Genomic DNA, 18,666 nt, shown 5'->3' on the forward strand with positions numbered 1-18,666 from the left:
TTCCACCCAAGGTATCCACCGGAGCTTTCCACCATGAACAGCCTTCCACCGACGCTGTGGTCTTTCCCCGCTTTTTCGTTCCAGGGCGCCTACGCGCTGGACGACAAGATGATCGAGAACTGGCGCAAGATGATGGGCCTGAACGCCGATTTCGCGAAATCCTGGATGGATGAAGCCCAGTTCGACTGGGCCTCCTGCTTCATGCCGCAAGACCCCGAGGAACTGTACGCGCGGCAGTGGACCAACCAGATGCCCTTCTTCTCGATCCCGATGCACTACGCCACCGCCATGCTGGAGCAAGGCGCGGCCATGCAGCGCGCCTGGCTCGACAACTGGGGCCGCATGTTCGGCATGTTCGGTATGCCGACGCTGCTGCCCGCGATGCCGGTGATGCCCGACATCGCCGCCGTGGCGACATCCGAAGGGGACATCGTCGACGTACCGGCCGTCGCCGTGCGCGAGACCCCGCGCAAGGGCAAAAGTGTCTGAAAACCGTCACTGAAGCCGACAGGTTCCCCGGGCTTTACACGGTATTTTCTGCAACGCACGGCCCTGATGCGACGTTTGCATCACAAATTGATCGGCACGATTGATGCGTCTACTGTTTAGTCAGTATGCTGATCAAGACACAAAGCGCCACCTGCCCGATGGCTTATAAAGCTGTTGAGGGCGCAGTCGAGGCAGGTATCTGAATCGCGCCCCATCCCGCGAGGCCCTTATGAGCAAGACCCTTATCTCCAGCATGTTCGTCGCCGCCGCTGCCATCGTCGCGATGCCGCTGGCCCACGCCCAGCAAAAGCCCGTGGACCCGTACACGCAAGGTGCCAAGGTCGGCAAGCCCGACCCGTACACCGACGGTGCCAAGTCCGGCAAGTTCGATCCGTACACGGATGGCGCGAAGTCGTCGACCAAGACCGACCTGGCGCCGAGCAAGCCGGACCCGTACACCTCGGGCGCCAAGAGCGGCAAGCCCGACCCGTACCTGGACGGCGCCAAGACCGGCAAGCCTGATCCGTACACCGACGGCGCCAAGAAGTAAGGCGAACCGTCAGGCGGCAAGCCAGCCGCCCGTGACATCCGGCGCCTGATACCCGGAATGCCCGGCACGCCCGCAAGGACGTGCCGGGCTATTTTTTTATCCTCCATCGTGCGGTGGATTTGCTCATCGCGGGCAGGCCATTCAGAATAGCGCTTCGTCCGGCTCGCCCCCGCCGGCGAGGAATCCATCTTGACTAGCCGCGCCCCTGCCGTCAAAGCCGACCCACCGGTCGCCTTTGGTCCGTTTACGCTGCATATCGCGCAGCGCCTTTTGCTGGAGTCCGGCCGCCCCGTGCGGTTGGGTGCGCGTGCGCGCAGCATCCTCGCCGCGCTGGTCGAACGTGCCGGCGAGGTAGTGGGCAAGGCCGCGCTGATCGCCTATGCCTGGCCCGACGGCGATGCCGAGGAAGCCACGCTGCGCGTGCACATGGGTGCGCTGCGCAAGGTGCTCGGCGATGGCCAGGGCGGCACGCGCTACATCGCCAGCGTGGCCGGACGCGGCTACTGCTTCGTCGCGCCGGTGGCACGCGCCACCGCCGAAGGTGCGCCCGGCGCACTCCCGGCAGCCCCCGCCCATGACGCCCACCTCCCCGCCCGCGTGACCCGCGTCATCGGCCGGGAAACCCTGATCGCCGCGCTCGCCCAGAGCCTGCCGCAGCGGCGCCTGCTCACGCTGTGCGGCGCGGGCGGCATGGGCAAGACCACCATCGCGCTGGCCATGGCCGAACGGCTGCTGCCGGACTATGCGGACGGCGTGCGCTTCGTGGACCTTGGCCGCGTGGCCGACCCGGGACTGGTGGACGCCGCGCTGGCCGCCACGCTCGGCATGACGGCCGGCCCCACCGCGCGCGCGGCGCTGGTGGATGCGCTGCGGCACCGGCGCATGCTGATCGTGCTGGACAGTTGCGAGCACGTGATCGACGCCGTGGCCCTGCTGGTGCTGGCGCTACTGCAGGGGGCGCCGGACGTCCACCTGCTCGTCACCAGCCGCGAGCCGCTGCAATGCGAGGGCGAATGGGTCCAACGCGTGCCGCCGCTCGCCCTGCCCTCCCCGCGCAACGAAATCAGCGCCGACGAGGCGATGCGCTACCCGGCCGTGCAGCTATTCGTCGAGCGCGCCATCCACAGCGCCGACACCTTCCAGCTGCCGGACGCCGACGCGCCCGGCGTGGTCATGCTCTGCGCCAGCCTCGACGGCATGCCGCTGGCCATCGAACTGGCCGCCGCGCACGTGGAGACCTTCGGCGTCGCCCATCTGCGCCGGCTGCTGGACGACCGCTTCCAGATGTCGGCGTACAACAGCGACATCGTGCAGCCGCGCCACCGCACCCTGCGCGCGCTGCTGGACTGGAGCTACGACGTGCTGCCCGCCACCGAGCGCGTCGTGCTGACGCGGCTGGCCGTGTTCACCGGCGAATTCACGCTGGCCTGGGCGCGCGCGGTACTGGTGGACGCCGAGGTCAGCCGGGGCGATGTGGACACCGGCATCGCGTCGATGGTCGCCAAGTCGCTGGTCAGCGTGGATGCCAGCGAAGGCGTGGTGCGCTACCGGCTGCTCGCCACCACGCGCGCCTATGCGCTGGAACGGCTGGCCCGGGACGGCGCGCTCCATGAGCTGCAGGCCCGCCACGCGCTGCACTGGCGCGATGCGCTGCGCGCGACCTGGACCGACGAGCCCACGCTGACGCAGGCCGAATGGGCCGCGCGCTACGGCAACGCCATCGACGACGTGCGGGCCGCCATCGGCTGGGCGCTCTCCCCGGACGGCGACGCCGCCCTGGGCGCCACGCTGATCATCGCCGCGCTGCCGCTGGGCTACTTCCTCTCCCGTCTCGACGAATTCTGCGGCTACGCGGCGCGCGCGCTGGCGCTGGCCGACGAGGGCGCCGCCCCACTCGACCCCACGCTGACCACGCGGCTGCGCGTGGCGCTGGGCACGCTGATCTATCACACGCGCGGCGTGGCCGCCGGCGCCGAAGACGCCTACCAGCGCGCGCTGCTCGACGCCACCGCGCTGGCGCAGCCAGGGGCGCAATCGGGCCCGCAACAGCAGGCGCTGGCCGGCATCGGCATGATCGCGCTGGCTTCTGGCGACTACGCCGCCGGGCGGCGCCACGCCGAGACCATGTGCGCACTGGCCGATCAGGACGGCGATGCGATGGCCCGCGTGTGGGCCGAACACACGCTGGCGCTGGCCCACCACTATCTGGGCGACCACGCCACGGCGCGGCATCTCGCGCGGCACGTGCGCACCCATCCGAGCCCGCTGGTGCGGCCCGTGGACAACCTCACCGCGCTGGTGGACCGCCGCGTCTGCATGCGCATCGTCGAGGCGCGCACGCTGTGGATCGAGGGCTACGCGGACAGCGCCGCGTCGCTGGTCGCCCAGTGCGTGGAAGACGCGCTGACCGACATGCCGCTGGCACTGGCGCAGGCGCTGGCATTCGCGGCCTGCCCGATCGCGCTGTGGCGCGGCGACGAGACCGCACTGGCCGACTACGCCAACCGGCTGCGCGAGCACTCGTTGCAGCACGCGCTGGTGGCGTGGCACGGCTGGGTGGAGATGCTCGACGGCGCGCTCGCGCTGCGCGACGATGCGCCGGGTGCCGTCGACACCGACGCGCACCATCGCCTGCAAGCCCGGATCACGCACACCGGCGGCAAGCAGGCCGATCTCTACGCCACCTTCGGCGCCCGCTTCGTGACGCCGCTGGCCATCACGCGCGCGACGGCGGGCAAGTCCGGCTGGTGCATGGCCGAAGTGCGGCGCGTGGCCGCCGAGGCGCACCCGCATCGGCACACGCACGCAGGCCGGTTGGCCGCCGCATCGGCGTTCGAGGACGCGTTGGACGTGGCCCACGCCCAAGGCGCACGCGCCTGGGCGCTGCGCGCCGCCACCAGCCTCGCCCGGGTGCGCCATGAACTGGGCGACGCTGACGACAGCACGCGCGCGGCTGAGTTGCTCGCGTCGATCTGCGCACGCATGCCCGAAGGACACGCCACGCGCGACTACCGGACCGCGCAGGCTGCGCTGGCGGATTGCGCCGCGATGCCGGCCATCGCACCCGAAGCCGACGCGGCGACCACGCAGGCACGCGCATGATCATGGCGAATACGGACCCTGACAGCGCGGCCGGGCGCGCGTACCGCTTTGGCGCCTTCCTGCTACGGCCCGCGCGGCGCGAGCTGCTGGCGGACGGCGTGCCGGTGACGCTGGGCAGCCGCGCCTTCGACCTCCTCGCCGCGCTGGTCGAGCACGCCGGGCAGGTCGTTTCCCGCGATGCGCTGACCGCGGTGGCGTGGCCGCGCATGGTCGTGGAGGACAGCAGCCTGCGCGTGCAGATCGCCCATTTGCGGCGCGTGCTGGGCCCGGAAGGGCCGGGCATCGTCACGGTGCCGGGTCAGGGCTATCGCTTCGACGGCGTGGTGCAGGTCGTGGACGAGGGGGCCGCGCCAGCGGCGCAGGTCATACCGGCCGCGCGCGTGCTGCCGCGCCGCCTCACCGCCATCATCGGGCGCGATGCCGAGGTGGCCCGCGTGCAGGCGGCGGTCCAGCCGGGGCGAGTTGTCAGCCTGGTCGGCATCGGCGGCATCGGCAAGACCACCGTGGCGCTGGCCGCCACCGAGCGGCTGGCGGGGGACTATGCCGATGGGATCTGCTACCTGGACCTCGGCACGCTGCCCGACCCCGTACAGGGTCTCGCCGCCGCGTTCGGCGCGGCGCGGATGGACGCGCTCGGCCACGCCATGGCCGGCCATCGGCTGCTGGTGGTGCTGGACGGCTGCGACTACGCACCGGAAGCCGTGGCCGCCCTGCTCGCGCAACTGGCGCAGGCGCCCGGCGTGGCGGTACTGGCCACGAGCCGCCACCCGCTCGGCGCCGCCGCCGAACACCGCCTGCGGCTGCCGCCGCTGGACCTGCCTCCTGAGGGAGAGATCGAGATCGACGCGCCCCGGGCGCTGACCTTCGGCGCGGTGCAGCTATTCGCCTCCCGCGCGCAGGCCAGCGGGGCCGGCTACACGCTGACCGACCGCGACGCCCCGGTCGTGGCCGCACTCTGCCGAAGGCTCGATGGCCTGCCGCTGGCCATCGAACTGGCCGCCGGCTGCGTCGACGCGTTCGGCGTGCTCGGCCTGCTCGACCAGGCCGACGATCGATTCAACCTGCTCGAAGCCCGCCGCCGCAGCCCGCAGGAACGCCAGCGCTCGCTGCGCGCGTCGCTGGATTGGAGTTACACCCGGCTGTCCGCCCCAGCGCAGACCGCGCTGCAACGGCTGTCGACGCTCGACGGCCCGTTCACGCTGGCGTCCGCCACGGCAGCCATCGGCGCGGATGGCATCGACAACGCGGCAGCAGCGGACCTGCTGGAAGCGCTGGTGGCGCAGTCGCTCGTATCGCCGGAAGCCACCGATGACGGCCCGCGCTTCCGCCTATCCGCCATGGTCCGCGCCTACGCGCGCGAGCGGCTGCGGGCCGTTACTTCGCCTCGATAACCAGCCCGGCCCCTCACCCCAACGTTCGCCTCGCCGCAGCCTGGATCGCTTGCACGGCCGCCGCGGTCATGACGCCCATCGCCAATACGCCCAGCGCGCCGAGGGCCACGGCGAGGAAGCGGCCCAGGGGGGTGGTCGGGACGACGTCGCCGAAGCCGATCGTCAGCGACGTAATCGCACAGAAATACAAGGTGCCGCCGAGCGACGCTGGCGACCGGCTGCCCGCGTCGACCGGGCCGCCGACGTAGTACATCGCCAGCGACAGCAGGACGAACAGCACGCTGAGGAAAATCAGGATCGAGCGCAATTGCCACAGCACGGCGGTGAATTCGGCAATGGCGTGGCGGGGGCGGATGGGTAGCTGCCCGGATTCGTTGCGGATGGTGGCCATAAGCGGTGGACTCCCTGGCAAGGTGCGGCGAAGGCCGCGCTAGTCCATGTTAGGTCCCGGATCAGCCCGCCGTGCGCTTCAGTCGCGTCGTGACCGAAAAGGTTTCCGCCGGATGGATGGTCACGGACACCTCGAAGGTGTCGCCGGCCTCGTCGATATAGCGGCGCACGATCTTCAGCACCGCCGCCCCCGGCTCCAGCCCCAGCGCGCGGCCGATGCGCGGGTCCGCCAGCGTGGTGGCGCGCACGTCCTGCTCGATCTCGGCAATCGGCCGCCCATGGCGCGACTCGATCAGGGCGCTGACCAGCACGTCGGGCGTGTCGCGCACGATCGGGCCGATGTCCGCGTAGGCGCTATCTATATAGATATCGGTCCAGGCCATGGGCGCGGCGCTGGCACCGTCGTCCAGCCGCACGCTGGAGATGCGCAGCCAGCGGGTGTCCGGCGCGCCGCCCAGGTCGGCCGCCACTTCTGGCGGCGCCGCCACGGTCTCCACCGACTGCACCACGCGCCGGTGCGCCTCGCCGAACTGCATGAGGTCTTCCACCGAGGCCAGCGTCGGTTTGAACACGGCCCGGGGCCGCGCGGCCTCCACGCGGGTGCCCACGTTCTTGCGGCGCGACACCAGCCCCATGTCCTGCAGGGACTGCAGCACCGCCCGGATGGTGTAGCGGCTGGCCTGGAACTGCTCGCACAGCGCGAATTCGGTCGGCAGCAGCGTGCCCACGGGGAATTGGCCCGTGGTGATGCCATCCAGCAGTTCGCGGGTGATCTCCGCTGCGTTTGTTTTACTCATAAAGGCCCGTTACATCACTGGATTGGCGCGGTGCGGCATGGCTGACGGCACACGGGTTGACGCCCCGGGTTTACGTCTATTTCGCAAATATGTTCGAACATATTTAATAGTCGATATGTTCGAACATATTTGAGATCCCATCAGCATGCCACAAGGTCGCACCATGCCCAACATTTCGATTCCCGCCGCCAGTACCGTTGTCGACTCCGCGCTGTTCCGCGACGCCTTCGGCACGGCGGCCATGCGCGAGATCTTCTCCGATGGCGCGCTGGTCCAGCGCTACATCGACGTCGAGATCGCCCTCGCCCGGGCCGAAGCCCGCGTCGGCGTGATTCCGGCCGATGCCGCCGAGACCATCGCCAGCGCCTCGCGCCTCGATCGCATCGACTTCGACCACATGCGCGAGGAAACCGACATTGTCGGCTATCCGATCCTCCCGCTGGTGCACCAGCTCGTGGAAATGTGCGGCGATGCCGGCCGGTACGTCCACTGGGGCGCCACCACGCAGGACATCATGGACACCGCCGTGGCCCTCCAGGTGCGCGACGCGCTGGACAGCATCGACGCCGATATCCGCACCCTGCGCGGCATCCTGGCCGACCTGGCTGCCCGGCACCGCGACACCCCGATGGCCGGCCGCACCCACTTGCAGCAGGCCCTGCCGGTGACCTTCGGCTACAAGGTGGCGATCTGGCTGGCGATGTTCGACCGCCACCAGCAGCGCCTGGCCGAGCTGCGTCCGCGCGTGGCCATGGTGGAGTTCGCCGGGGCCGCCGGCACGCTGGCGTCGCTGGGCGACAAGGGCTTCGCCGTGCAGCAGGCACTGGCCGAGGAACTGGGCCTGGGTGTGCCTGCCACCACCTGGCACGTGGCGCGCGACGGCTTTGCCGAGGCGGTGAACCTGCTGGCGCTGGTCACCGGCTCGCTGGGCAAGATTGCGCTCGACATCATGATCATGGCGTCCACCGAGTTCGCCGAGGTCTACGAGCCCTTCGTCAAGGGGCGCGGCGCCAGCAGCACCATGCCGCAGAAGCGCAACCCGATTTCGAGCGAACTGATGCTCGCCGCCTCGAAGGCAGTGCGCCAGCACGCCGGGCTGATGGTCGATGCGATGGTGCAGGACTTCGAACGCGCCACCGGCCCGTGGCACGCCGAGTGGATCGCCATTCCCGAGAGTTTCATCCTGACGGCCGGCGCGCTGCACCAGGCGAAGTTCGCGCTGGGCGGGCTGATCGTCGACGTGCCGCGCATGGCCCACAACCTCGGCATCACCAAGGGGCTGATCGTCGCCGAGGCCGTGATGATGCGCATGGCGCCCCACATCGGCCGCCAGCAGGCGCACGACGTGGTCTACGACGCCTGCCGCACCGTCAACGAGCAGGGCGGCACGCTGGCCGAGGCCCTGCTGGCGCTGCCGGCCGTGACCGAGCACTTCGACCGCGCCGCCATCGCACACATGGTGGACCCCGCCAATTACCTCGGCCTGGCGCCGCAGATGGTCGACCGGGCCATCGCGCTGTCCGGCGAAGTGGCCTGAGCCCTCCGGCCGGCGCCACGCACTGCTTTCCACACGATAAGACTGATTCAGGAGACAACCATGCACCGCTTCCCCACCTTCGTGCGCGGCGCGCTCGCCGCCGCCGCCCTGCTCACCGCCGTATCCGCCCAGGCCCAGAACTGGCCCACCAAGCCGATCACGTGGATCGTGCCGTTCGCGGCCGGCGGCCCCACCGACGCGCTGGCCCGCAACATCGCCGAGCGCGTGGGGCGCGAAGTCGGCCAGTCGATCATCATCGACAACTCGCCCGGTGCCGGCGGCACGGTCGGTGCGGCCAAGGCGGCCCGCGCGCCGGCGGACGGCTACACCATGCTGGTGGGGCATATGGGCTACATGGGCGCGGCGCCGGCGCTCTACAAGAAGCTGCCGTACGACCCGGTCAAGGACTTCGCGCCGGTGTTCCGCTTCCCGGACACGCCGATGGTGCTGATGGTGCGCAAGGACCATCCGGCCAAGGACGTGAAGGCGTTCGTCGAATATGGCAAGCAGCATCCGGGCAAGCTGTTCATCAGCAACGCCGGCATGGGCTCCACCTCGCACCTGATTGCGGCGATGTTTGCGTCGGCGGCGGGGATCAAGGTATCGCTGGTGCCCTACAAGGGCGCCGGCCCGGCGCTGATCGATGTGATTGGCGGGCAGGTCGATGGCATGTTCGACCAGACCAACACGGCGCTGCCGCAGATCACGGAATCGAAAGTCCGTGCGCTGGCGGTGACCTCGGCATCGCGGGTGGGCCAGCTCAAGGACGTGCCGACGCTGGCCGAAACCGTGATACCCGGCTTCGAGGCCGCGACGTGGTACGGCATCTACGCGCCGAAGGGCACGCCGCAGCCGGTCATCGACAAGATGCAGGCCGCCTACCTGAAGGTGATGCACGACAAGGCGTTCACTGACCGCCTGTCGGCGCAGGCCATCCAGATGCTGCCGGCTGACAAGTACACGGCCAGCGCGCTGGGCAAGCACACCGAGGCGGAAGTGGCGCGCTGGAAGGTGCTCGCCGCCAAGGCCAATATTTCGCTGGACTGAGCGCCATGACAACGTCCCGGGTGGAGCGTGACGCCTTCGGCCCCGTCGATATCCCGGCGGACCGCTACTGGGGCGCCCAGACCCAGCGCGCGCTGGCCGTCTTCGGCATCGGCAGCGAGCGCTTTCCGGACTGCCTGATCCACGCCTTCGGCCTGCACAAGATGGCGGCGGCCGTTGCCAACCAGCAGCGCGGGGCGCTGGAGGCGGAGATGGCGGCGGCCATCGTCGCCGCGGCGGCCGAAGTGCGCAGCGGCGCGTTCGATGCGCATTTCCCGCTCACGGTCTGGCAGACCGGCTCCGGCACGCAGACCAATATGAATGCGAACGAGGTGATCGCCAATCGGGCTAACGAGCAGCTGGGCCAGCCGTTGGGGACCAAGCAGCCGGTGCATCCGAACGATCACGTCAACCGCTCGCAGTCATCGAACGACAGCTTTCCCACGGTGATGCACCTGAGCGCGGTGCTGGAACTCGAAGACCGGCTGCTGCCGGCGATGGCCGCGCTGCGCGACAGCCTTCAGGCGCGCGCGACGGACTTCGCGGACATCCTGAAGCTGGCCCGCACCCACCTGATGGATGCCGTGCCGACCACGCTGGGCCGCGCCTTCGAGGGGTTCGCCGCGCAGATCGGGCACGGCATCGCGCGTATCGAGGGGACCCTGCCGCGCCTGCTGATGCTGCCGCAGGGCGGCACGGCGGCGGGCACCGGGCTCAACGCCCCGCCCGGCTTCGCGGAGGCATTCTGTGCGGAGGTAAGCCGCCTGACCGGCCTGCCGTTCCAGCCCAATCCTTGCAAGGTGGAAGGCATGGCCGCGCACGACGCCCTGCTGGAGTTGTCCGGCGTGCTGAACGTGATCGCGGCGTCGTGCATCAAGATCGCCAACGACCTGCGCTGGATGAGTTCCGGGCCGAACTGCGGCCTCGGCGAGCTGGTGATGCCCGAGGACGGGCTCACCTCGTCGATCATGCCGGGCAAGCGCAATCCGACCATCGCCGAAGTCATGGTGCAGGCCGGCATGCAGGTAGCCGGCAACCATGTGACGGTGACCATGGCCGGCGCCTCGGGCAGCTTCGAGCTGAACGTGGCCAAGCCGGTGCTGATCTACAACGTCCTCCAGTCCATCCGCCTGCTGGCCGACAGTGCGAACACCGTGGCCGAACGGGTCATCCCCGGGCTGGCGCCGGACCGCGCGCGGCTGGCGCGCCAGCTCGACAGCCCGCTGCTGGCAGCCACCGCGCTGAACCCGGTGATCGGCTACGACCAGGCGGCACGCATCGTGCGCCACGCCATGGCGTACGGCATGGCGCCGCGCGAGGCCGCCATCGCACTGGGTATCCTGCGTGGCGAGGAATACGACCGGCTGGTCGATCTCGAACGCATGGCGCGCGGCGTGGCGTAGCCCCGGGGTGCCTCAGCAGCGATAGTCCCCGCCATCGCGATCCAGCAGGCGCAGCAGCGCCGTCCACTCGCGGTCCAGGTGCACCGTGTCGAGGTAGGCGTAGTCGTCGTGCTGCTTGGCGGCGTGCTCGCAGACCTCGGGCGACGGCAGGGTGACCTTCTGGCCCATCGACAGCGTCTGCACCTGGATCTCGCAGGCGCGATTCAGGTAGAACATGCGCGTGAACGCCTCCGCCACCGAGCGGCCGGTGGTCAGCAGGCCGTGGTTGCGCAGGATCAGGTAGTTGGCGTCCTGCATCGATTTCACGATGCGCGAGCGCTCGTCCAGATCCAGCGAAATACCTTCGTAGTCGTGGTAGTTCACGCGGTTGTAAAACTGCATGCTGATCTGGTTCAGCGGCAGCAGGCCGCACTCCAGCGCGGCGACGGCCATGCCGGCGTCCGTGTGCAGATGGACCACGCACTCCACGTCGTGGCGGCTCTGGTGCAGGGCGCTGTGGATCGTGAAGCCGGCGGCGTTGACCTCGAAGCGGTTATCGCCGATCGGCCGGCCTTCGGTATCGATCTTCACGAGGCACGACGCCGTGATCTCATCGAAAAACCAGCCGTGCGGATTGATCAGGAACTGGTCCTGCGTGCCCGGCACGCGCACGGAGATGTGGGTGTAGATCAGGTCGGTGAGCTGGTACTTCGCGGCCAGCCGGTAGGCGGCGGCCAGTTGCACGCGCACCGCCCATTCTTCCTCGCTGATGTTGCGCGGCTTGCGGTTGCGGTGCGGGTCCGTGGTGGAAATCATGGTGGCGTCCTCTGGTGAAATCGGCGGAAGTCGGCGGAAGTCGACGGAGTTCAGGCGAGCAAGGCAGTGATGACGATCTCCACGCGGTAGGCCGGGTCGGCCAGTTCGACCTTGCCGCAGCAGCGCGTGGGCGTTTCGCCGGGGGCCACCCAGGCGTCCCAGACCGCGTTGAAGCCGTCGAAGTCGGCCATGTCGGCCAGCCAGATCTGGGCGGTCAGCGCGCGGCGGCGGTCGGTGCCGGCCTCGGCCAGCAGGGCGTCTACCTTGGCCAGCGCCTCGCGGGCCTGGCTGGCGATATCGCCGGACTTGTCGTCAGCCACCTGGCCGGCCAAAAAGACCATGCCGTTGGCGATGACGGCCCGGCTGCGGCGGTGGTTCTGGTCCAGGCGGACGATGGGCGATGCGGAAGATGTGGACATGGCGGGCTCAGGCGTGGGTCTTGACGATGCGGCGGCAGTGCTCCAGCGCGGCGCCGATCAGGTTGTTGTTGGCTTCCGGTGTGCGGAAAGCCGAATGGGCGGACAGCGTGACGTTGGGCAGCGTGGTCAGCACGTGGCCGGCGGGCATCGGCTCCACCGTGAACACGTCCAGCCCGGCGTGGGCCAGCTTGCCGCTGCGCAGCGCCGCGATCATGGCGTCTTCATCCACCAGCGCGCCACGCGCCGTGTTGACCAGGATCGCGCCGTCGCGCATCGACTGGATGCGTTCCGCCGTGATCAGGCCGCGCGTCTCGTCGGTCAGCAGCAGGTGCAGCGACACCACGTCGCTCTGCGCCAGCAGCGTGTCCAGATCGACGAATTCCACGCCCTCGTGCGTCTTCGGCGTGCGGTTCCAGGCCAGCACGCGCATGCCGATACCCCGCGCCAGCCGCGCCAGTTCCTGGGCGATGCCGCCAAACCCGACCAGCCCGAGTGTCTTGCCGGTCAGTTGCACGGCGTCCGAGCGCAGCCAGTTGCCGGCGCGCATCTCGCGGTCCATGCGCGCGAAGTTGCGCGCGGCCGCCCACATCAGCGCGAAGGCGCACTCGGCCACGGCGGTATCCCCGTAGCCCTTGATGGTGTGCACCGTGATGCCGATCTCGGCCAACTCCTCCGGGTTCATATAGCTGCGCGGGCCGGTGCCCAGAAACACCACGTGCTTGAGGCCGGTGCACTGGCGGGCGATCTCGGTCGGCAGATGAGTGTGGTCGATGATCGCGATCGGCGCGCCGGCCAGCGTCGCGGGCAGTTGCTCGGGCTTGATCTCGGGCTGGCGGTTGATCGTCAGCGGCAGGTCATCGGCCCGGTGCAGGCGGGAAGCCACTTCCGACAGTGTGGGATTGGCATCGACGAAGACGGCGCGCCATGCACCAGCATCGGACGCGGGATTATGGGCAGCGGGGCGGGCAGGCGCGGCGGAAAGAGAAGAAGTCATTGTTTTTACTCGGCAATAAATAGGGGTGAACCATTACGGTGCCGATGAACCAAAACGGGGCTCGATGAGGCCGCAACGGTGAAGCGCAGCATAACTCTTTACAGAATACAGATCAATAATTAAAGTCTGTATACAGGACGGAGTGCAGGGCCGGGAGTCACCCGGCCCGCACGTTGCCCCCACCACCCTGCCCTTGGAGCGTTCCCATGACGATGCGCCGATTTGCCCCGCGATTTGCCTTGCTTCCCGCCTCCCTGCTTGCTGTCACGTTGATGGGGCTGGCCAGCCCCGCCTCGTCCCAGGACACCAAGTCGTGGCCCAACAACACGATTGCCATCGTCAGCGGCTTCCCCGGGGGCGCCGCCACCGACATCTACGCGCGCCGGCTTGGCGTGGAGCTGAACAAGGAATTCGGCGTCTCGTTTATCTCCGATAATCGCCCCGGTGCGGGCGGGAATATCGCGTCGAGTCTCGTCGCGCAGGCCAAGCCGGATGGTTATACTTTCCTGCTCGGCACGGCCGGCACGCACGCGATTAATCCCGCGCTATATTCGAAACTGTCATTTGACGTGGTGAATGATTTCTCGCGCATTGCATTATTGGGCACGCTGCCGAATATCCTGCTCGTGAATCCCGAGAAGCATCCGGAGATCAAGACCTGCCAGGACCTGATCGCCGCCGCGAAAAAGGCGCCGGGCACGCTGAACTACGCCTCGACCGGCAACGGCGCCTCCGGCCATCTGGCCGGCACGCAGTTCGCCACGGCCTCGAAGACCAGCTACGTGCACATCCCGTACAAGGGCCAGGGGCCGGCCATGACCGCGCTGCTCTCGGGCGAGGTCGATTTCTTCTTCAACCAGAGTTCGCCGAGCCTGGGCGCCATCCAGTCTGGCAAGGTGCGTGCGTTAGCGGTCACTTCGTCGCAGCGCGTGAGTGTGCTGCCGAATGTGCCGACCGTCGCCGAGGCGTGCAGCCTGCCCGGCTTCGAAAGCACCACCTGGTACGGCCTGTTCGGCCCGGCCGAGTTGCCGGCGGACATCCAGACCCGGATGTCGCAGGCCGTGCTCAAGGCCATCGGCACGGAGAGCTTCCGCCAATGGCTGGTGAGCCAGGCGATCCAGCCCATCGCCGATGGCGGCCCGGCCGCGTTCAAGCGCACGCAGCTTGCCGATATGAAAACCTGGGCCAAAATCGTCAAGGATTCCGGCGCCCATATCGATTGACGCTGATATAGACCGATTCGCATGGCGGCGTGCCGGTTGCCGCGAGATGTATACACCGCCGTGCACAGAATCGAATTCAGGTATATTCCAGCCTTTCGCCAGCACCGGCGAAAGGCTGATGACCGAAGACAGGACTCAATACCGTGGCAACCGTGGCAAGTGACAGCATCGTCGAGCAGGTCTATGACAAGCTCAAGCAAATGAGCGTGGGCTATGACTTCAAACCCGGCGAACGGCTCAACGAAGGCGTGCTGGCCAGTGCGCTGGGCGTCAGCCGCACCCCGCTGCGCGAGGCGCTGACCCGCCTGACGACCGAAGGGCTGCTGCGCTTCTCGCCGGGCAAGGGCTTCTTCTGCCGCGATCTGGATGCCCAGGAAGTGTTTTCCCTCTACGAGCTGCGCAAGGTGGTGGAAACCGAGGCGCTGCGGCTGGCCATCGTGCGTGCCAAGGAAGAGGACATCGACGCCCTGCTGTCCTTCCTGGAGAACACCGGCCCGGAGCCGGGCGACCGTACGGTGGAGGAACTCGTGAAGCTCGACGAGACCTTCCATGAAGGCCTGATGGCGATGTCCGGCAACCTGGAGATGCTGCGGGTGCTGAAGAACATCAACGCGCGCATCCGCTTCGTGCGCTGGATCGACATGGAGCGCTGCGACCGCCGCGTCAGCCAGAACGACCACCGCGAGATCCTGCTGGGCCTCAAGGCGCGCGACCCCGAGCGCTGCATCCCCATCCTCACCCGCCATATCGACCGCCGCCACGACCAGATCGCGACCGCCCTGAAGGAAGGGCTGGCGCAGATCTACATGGGCTGACGGCCGGCCCGCCCTACCTCCCGCCTTCCCCCAAAGAAAAAACCCCGCGATGCCATCGGCAACGCGGGGTTCGATGCCCTGCCGCGAACGGCAGGGCCGGCTGTGCCCGGAAACGCTTACACGTTCACGGTATCGGCCACTTCCTTGAAGTCTTCGATCTGGTCGAAGTTCATGTACTGGTAGATCTTGTCGCTGTTGGCGGTCAGCACGCCCATGTCGGCCATGTACTCTTCCTTGTTCGGGATACGGCCAAGGCGCGAGCAGATGGCGGCCAGTTCGGCCGAGCCCAGGTACACGTTGGTGTTCTTGCCCAGACGGTTCGGGAAGTTACGCGTGCTGGTGGACATCACCGTGGCGCCTTCGCGCACCTGTGCCTGGTTACCCATGCACAGCGAGCAGCCCGGCATTTCGGTGCGCGCACCGGCCGTGCCGAACACGCCGTAGTGGCCCTCCTCGGTCAGCTGCTTCTGGTCCATCTTGGTCGGCGGGGCCACCCACAGCTTCACGGGGATGTCGCGCTTGCCTTCCAGCAGCTTCGAGGCTGCGCGGAAGTGACCGATGTTCGTCATGCACGAGCCGATGAACACTTCGTCGATCTTGGCGCCGGCCACGTCGCCCAGCGTCTTCACGTCGTCCGGGTCGTTCGGGCAGGCGACGATCGGCTCATGCACGTCGGCCAGATCGATCTCGATCACGGCGGCGTACTCGGCGTCAGCGTCCGGCTCCAGCAGCTTCGGATCGGCCAGCCACGCTTCCATGGCCTTGATACGGCGCTGCAGGCTGCGCGGGTCCTGGTAGCCCTCGGCGATCATCCACTTCAGCAGCGTGATGTTGCTGTTGATGTACTCGATGATCGGTTCCTTGTTCAGGCGCACCGTGCAACCGGCGGCCGAACGCTCGGCGGAGGCGTCGGACAGCTCGAAAGCCTGTTCCACCTTCAGTTCGGGCAGACCTTCGATTTCCAGGATACGGCCCGAGAAGATGTTCTTCTTGCCTTGCTTGGCCACGGTCAGCAGGCCCGACTTGATCGCGTACAGCGGAATCGCGTTGACCAGGTCGCGCAGCGTGACGCCGGGCTGCATCTTGCCCTTGAAGCGGACCAGCACCGATTCCGGCATGTCCAGCGGCATCACGCCGGTGGCAGCGGCAAACGCCACCAGACCGGAGCCGGCCGGGAAGCTGATGCCGATCGGGAAACGGGTGTGCGAGTCACCGCCGGTACCCACGGTATCCGGCAGCAGCATGCGGTTGAGCCACGAGTGGATCACACCGTCGCCCGGGCGCAGCGAGATACCGCCGCGCGTGCTGATGAACTGGGGCAGCGTGTGGTGCGTCTTCACGTCCACGGGCTTCGGATAGGCGGCGGTGTGGCAGAACGACTGCATCACCAGATCGGCCGAGAAGCCCAGGCAGGCCAGGTCCTTCAGCTCGTCGCGCGTCATCGGGCCGGTGGTGTCCTGCGAGCCCACCGAGGTCATCTTCGGTTCGCAGTACGTGCCCGGGCGGATGCCCGTGCCGTCGGTCAGGCCGCAGGCGCGGCCAACCATCTTCTGGGCCAGCGTGTAACCCTTGCCGGTATCGGCCGGGTTTTGCGGCAGGCGGAACAGCGTGGACGGGGCCAGGCCCAGTGCCTCGCGGGCCTTGGCGGTCAGGCCACGGCCGACGATCAGCGGAATCCGGCCGCCGGCGCGCACTTCATCGAACAGCACGTCCGACTTGACCTTGAATTCGGCGATCACGGCGCCGTTCTTGAGCGCCTTGCCTTCGTACGGGCGCAGTTCGACCACGTCGCCGGTGTCCATCTGCGACACGTCGAGTTCGATCGGCAGCGCGCCGGCGTCTTCCATCGTGTTGTAGAAGATCGGGGCGATCTTGCTGCCCAGGCACACGCCGCCGAAGCGCTTGTTCGGCACGTAGGGGATGTCTTCGCCGGTGAACCACAGCACCGAGTTGGTGGCCGACTTGCGGCTGGAGCCCGTGCCGACCACGTCGCCCACGTAGGCCACGAGGTTGCCCTTCTCCTTCAGCGACTCGATGAACTTCACCGGGCCGCGCTTGCCGTCTTCCTCGGGCTCGAACGCGGTGCCTTCACGCTTGTTCTTCAGCATGGCCAGCGCGTGCATCGGGATGTCCGGGCGCGTGGTGGCGTCGGGGGCCGGCGACAGGTCGTCGGTGTTGGTCTCGCCCGGCACCTTGAACACGGTGATGGTCATCGACGCCGGCACTTCCGGACGGTTCGTGAACCACTCGGCGTCGGCCCAGCTTTGCAGCACGGACTTGGCGTTGGCGTTGCCCTTGTCGGCCTTTTCCTTCACATCGTGGAAGGCGTCGAACATCAGCAGCGTGGTCTTCAGCGCGTTGCCGGCCACGGCGCCGACTTCGGCGTCGTCGAGCAGCTCGATCAGCGGGGAGATGTTGTAGCCGCCGAGCATGGTGCCCAGCAGTTCGGTGGCGCGGGCGCGCGAAATCAGCGCGGTCTTCTCCGAACCCAGGGCCACGGCGGCCAGGTAGGAAGCCTTGACCTTGGCGGCGTCGTCCACGCCGGCCGGCACACGGTAGGTGATCAGGTCCAGCAGGGTCTGTTCCTCGCCCGCCGGCGGGTTCTTGATCAGTTCGATCAGCTCGGCGGTCTGCTTGGCGGTCAGCGGCAGAGGGGGAATGCCAAGCGCGGCGCGTTCGGCAACATGGGCGCGATAGATATCAAGCATGGGAACCTGCTGGTAATAGGGTTGTAACGTACAGCTTTGTCTCTGTGGGTCCAGCGGCACAGCACACCGCTGGTTGCCGCGTGATTGTAATCCGAAGTCCGGCCCAGATCAAATGTCTTATATCTTATATAAGACTTAAATCGCAACACCCGCGGCTCCACAACGGTTGGCGGCACATAAGACTCGCGGAACTGACATGAAAGGTGTCCGGAGGTCGCCACCCGCCCTGCCGGCAGCCACGCGAGCCGGGCCGCGGCGCCGGCCTTTTAAGATATTCATCGATCACATTCACACGTCATGCAAGACGTGCGTCTTAAGTTCCGGCGCGCCCATTCGTTAACCATGGTGCAGGCGCTAATGGCGCGCCCATGCGCCTCCGCGTCCGATGCCCGCCCAGCTCAAACGGCCAAGCTGAGTGGGTTTCCCCCTTTTTATCGGCCCTTTGCTTGCCTGCGATTCGGGAAGAATGGCAGGCATTCCGACACAGGCATCTCATGGCGAACACGCTTTCCCCCTCCCAGACTGGCGGCAATTCAAGCAAGCGCGGTCGACTGCTGCTGATTGGCGGCGGCGTGCTGGTGGTGGTGCTGGGCGTTGGCGGCTTCGTGCTCGGCAGCGTGCTCGGCGGTAATCGCCAGGCAGCGGCGCCGGCAGCACCCGTAATCCCCGCGCCGATCTTTGTGCCGCTTGACGCGTTCACGGTGAACCTGAAGGGCGAGGACGGTGATCGCTTCCTGCACACCGGCCTGTCGCTCAAGGTGGCGGACGCCGACACCCAGGGCCGTCTGGCCCAGTACCAGCCGGAAGCGCGCAGCCGCATCCTGCTGCTGCTTTCGGCCCGCCAGCCGGCGGACCTGGCCACGGTGGAGGGCAAGCGCAAGCTGGCCCAGGACGTGCAGGCTGCCATCAGCCAGCCGTTCGCGCCCGGCCTGCCGCCCCAGAAGATCCTGGATGTCTTGTTTACATCGTTCGTGGTGCAGTAAGCCCCTGGCGCCCTGCTCCCGAACCC

General features: G+C 67.9%; 16 protein-coding genes. 10 read left to right on the forward strand and 6 right to left on the reverse strand.

From position 1 onward, the window contains the following. The first annotated feature begins 33 nt into the window (after positions 1-33). The 4 genes from AC1DEL_RS13515 to AC1DEL_RS13530 all read left to right on the forward strand — a co-directional run bounded on the left by AC1DEL_RS13515 (position 34) and on the right by AC1DEL_RS13530 (position 5,532). Complete coding sequence (locus tag AC1DEL_RS13515) at positions 34-489, forward strand: polyhydroxyalkanoate granule-associated phasin (RefSeq protein WP_441592587.1); 456 nt, start codon at positions 34-36, stop codon at positions 487-489. 229 nt (positions 490-718) lie between these two features. Next, the gene (locus tag AC1DEL_RS13520; RefSeq protein WP_092295539.1) at positions 719-1,039 is read left to right on the forward strand and encodes a hypothetical protein; all 321 of its coding nucleotides are present in this window, start codon (positions 719-721) and stop codon (positions 1,037-1,039) included. 189 nt (positions 1,040-1,228) lie between these two features. After that, entirely contained in the window at positions 1,229-4,141 is a 2,913-nt protein-coding gene (locus AC1DEL_RS13525; protein WP_477125367.1) for an ATP-binding protein, read from the forward strand. Positions 4,142-4,143: 2 nt separating this feature from the next. Then, complete coding sequence (locus tag AC1DEL_RS13530; protein ID WP_477125366.1) at positions 4,144-5,532, forward strand: ATP-binding protein; 1,389 nt, start codon at positions 4,144-4,146, stop codon at positions 5,530-5,532. 13 nt (positions 5,533-5,545) lie between these two features. Here AC1DEL_RS13530 and AC1DEL_RS13535 read toward each other — a convergent pair whose 3' ends face one another. Together AC1DEL_RS13535 and AC1DEL_RS13540 are read right to left on the reverse strand one after the other, a co-directional pair. Further along, positions 5,546-5,923, reverse strand: a complete 378-nt coding sequence (locus AC1DEL_RS13535; protein ID WP_441592590.1) for a potassium channel family protein — start codon at positions 5,921-5,923, stop codon at positions 5,546-5,548. Between the two features lie 61 nt (positions 5,924-5,984). After that, positions 5,985-6,719: a GntR family transcriptional regulator gene (locus AC1DEL_RS13540; protein WP_441592591.1), complete on the reverse strand. Its 735-nt coding sequence runs from the start codon at positions 6,717-6,719 to the stop codon at positions 5,985-5,987. Positions 6,720-6,882: 163 nt separating this feature from the next. On the opposite strand from AC1DEL_RS13540, the gene pcaB reads away from it, so the two are divergent. From pcaB to AC1DEL_RS13555, 3 genes are read left to right on the forward strand one after another with little or no spacing between them, the layout of a single operon-like run. Beyond that, on the forward strand, positions 6,883-8,256 hold the full coding sequence (gene pcaB / locus AC1DEL_RS13545) for a 3-carboxy-cis,cis-muconate cycloisomerase (RefSeq protein ID WP_441592592.1): 1,374 nt from the start codon (positions 6,883-6,885) through the stop codon (positions 8,254-8,256). Positions 8,257-8,316: 60 nt separating this feature from the next. Beyond that, entirely contained in the window at positions 8,317-9,303 is a 987-nt protein-coding gene (locus AC1DEL_RS13550) for a tripartite tricarboxylate transporter substrate binding protein BugD (RefSeq protein ID WP_454757582.1), read from the forward strand. 5 nt (positions 9,304-9,308) lie between these two features. Next, complete coding sequence (locus AC1DEL_RS13555) at positions 9,309-10,703, forward strand: class II fumarate hydratase (protein WP_477125365.1); 1,395 nt, start codon at positions 9,309-9,311, stop codon at positions 10,701-10,703. A 12-nt stretch (positions 10,704-10,715) separates the two neighbouring features. Here AC1DEL_RS13555 and AC1DEL_RS13560 read toward each other — a convergent pair whose 3' ends face one another. From AC1DEL_RS13560 to AC1DEL_RS13570, 3 genes are read right to left on the reverse strand one after another with little or no spacing between them, the layout of a single operon-like run. After that, positions 10,716-11,498 (reverse strand): class II aldolase/adducin family protein, encoded by a 783-nt coding sequence (locus AC1DEL_RS13560; RefSeq protein ID WP_092295563.1) that lies wholly within the window; start codon positions 11,496-11,498, stop codon positions 10,716-10,718. Between the two features lie 50 nt (positions 11,499-11,548). Next, positions 11,549-11,917, reverse strand: coding sequence for a RidA family protein (locus AC1DEL_RS13565; protein ID WP_092295566.1), 369 nt, complete (start codon positions 11,915-11,917; stop codon positions 11,549-11,551). 7 nt (positions 11,918-11,924) lie between these two features. Continuing rightward, a complete protein-coding gene (locus AC1DEL_RS13570; RefSeq protein WP_477125364.1) occupies positions 11,925-12,911 on the reverse strand; it encodes an NAD(P)-dependent oxidoreductase in 987 nt (328 codons plus the stop codon). Between the two features lie 206 nt (positions 12,912-13,117). Between AC1DEL_RS13570 and AC1DEL_RS13575 the strand changes: the two genes are divergently transcribed. Then, on the forward strand, positions 13,118-14,134 hold the full coding sequence (locus AC1DEL_RS13575; RefSeq protein ID WP_255370848.1) for a Bug family tripartite tricarboxylate transporter substrate binding protein: 1,017 nt from the start codon (positions 13,118-13,120) through the stop codon (positions 14,132-14,134). A 143-nt stretch (positions 14,135-14,277) separates the two neighbouring features. Continuing rightward, the gene (locus AC1DEL_RS13580) at positions 14,278-14,949 is read left to right on the forward strand and encodes a GntR family transcriptional regulator (RefSeq protein WP_092295573.1); all 672 of its coding nucleotides are present in this window, start codon (positions 14,278-14,280) and stop codon (positions 14,947-14,949) included. Between the two features lie 116 nt (positions 14,950-15,065). On the opposite strand, the gene AC1DEL_RS13585 is transcribed toward AC1DEL_RS13580, so the two are convergent. Next, positions 15,066-17,657 carry a bifunctional aconitate hydratase 2/2-methylisocitrate dehydratase gene (locus tag AC1DEL_RS13585; protein WP_092295576.1) on the reverse strand — a complete coding sequence of 864 codons (2,592 nt, stop codon included), beginning with the start codon at positions 17,655-17,657 and terminating at the stop codon, positions 15,066-15,068. Positions 17,658-18,151: 494 nt separating this feature from the next. Between AC1DEL_RS13585 and fliL the strand changes: the two genes are divergently transcribed. Beyond that, on the forward strand, positions 18,152-18,640 hold the full coding sequence (gene fliL, locus AC1DEL_RS13590; protein WP_092295579.1) for a flagellar basal body-associated protein FliL: 489 nt from the start codon (positions 18,152-18,154) through the stop codon (positions 18,638-18,640). Positions 18,641-18,666: the final 26 nt, after the last annotated feature.

It is taken from the genome of Cupriavidus sp. 10L43_2, from assembly GCF_056395265.1.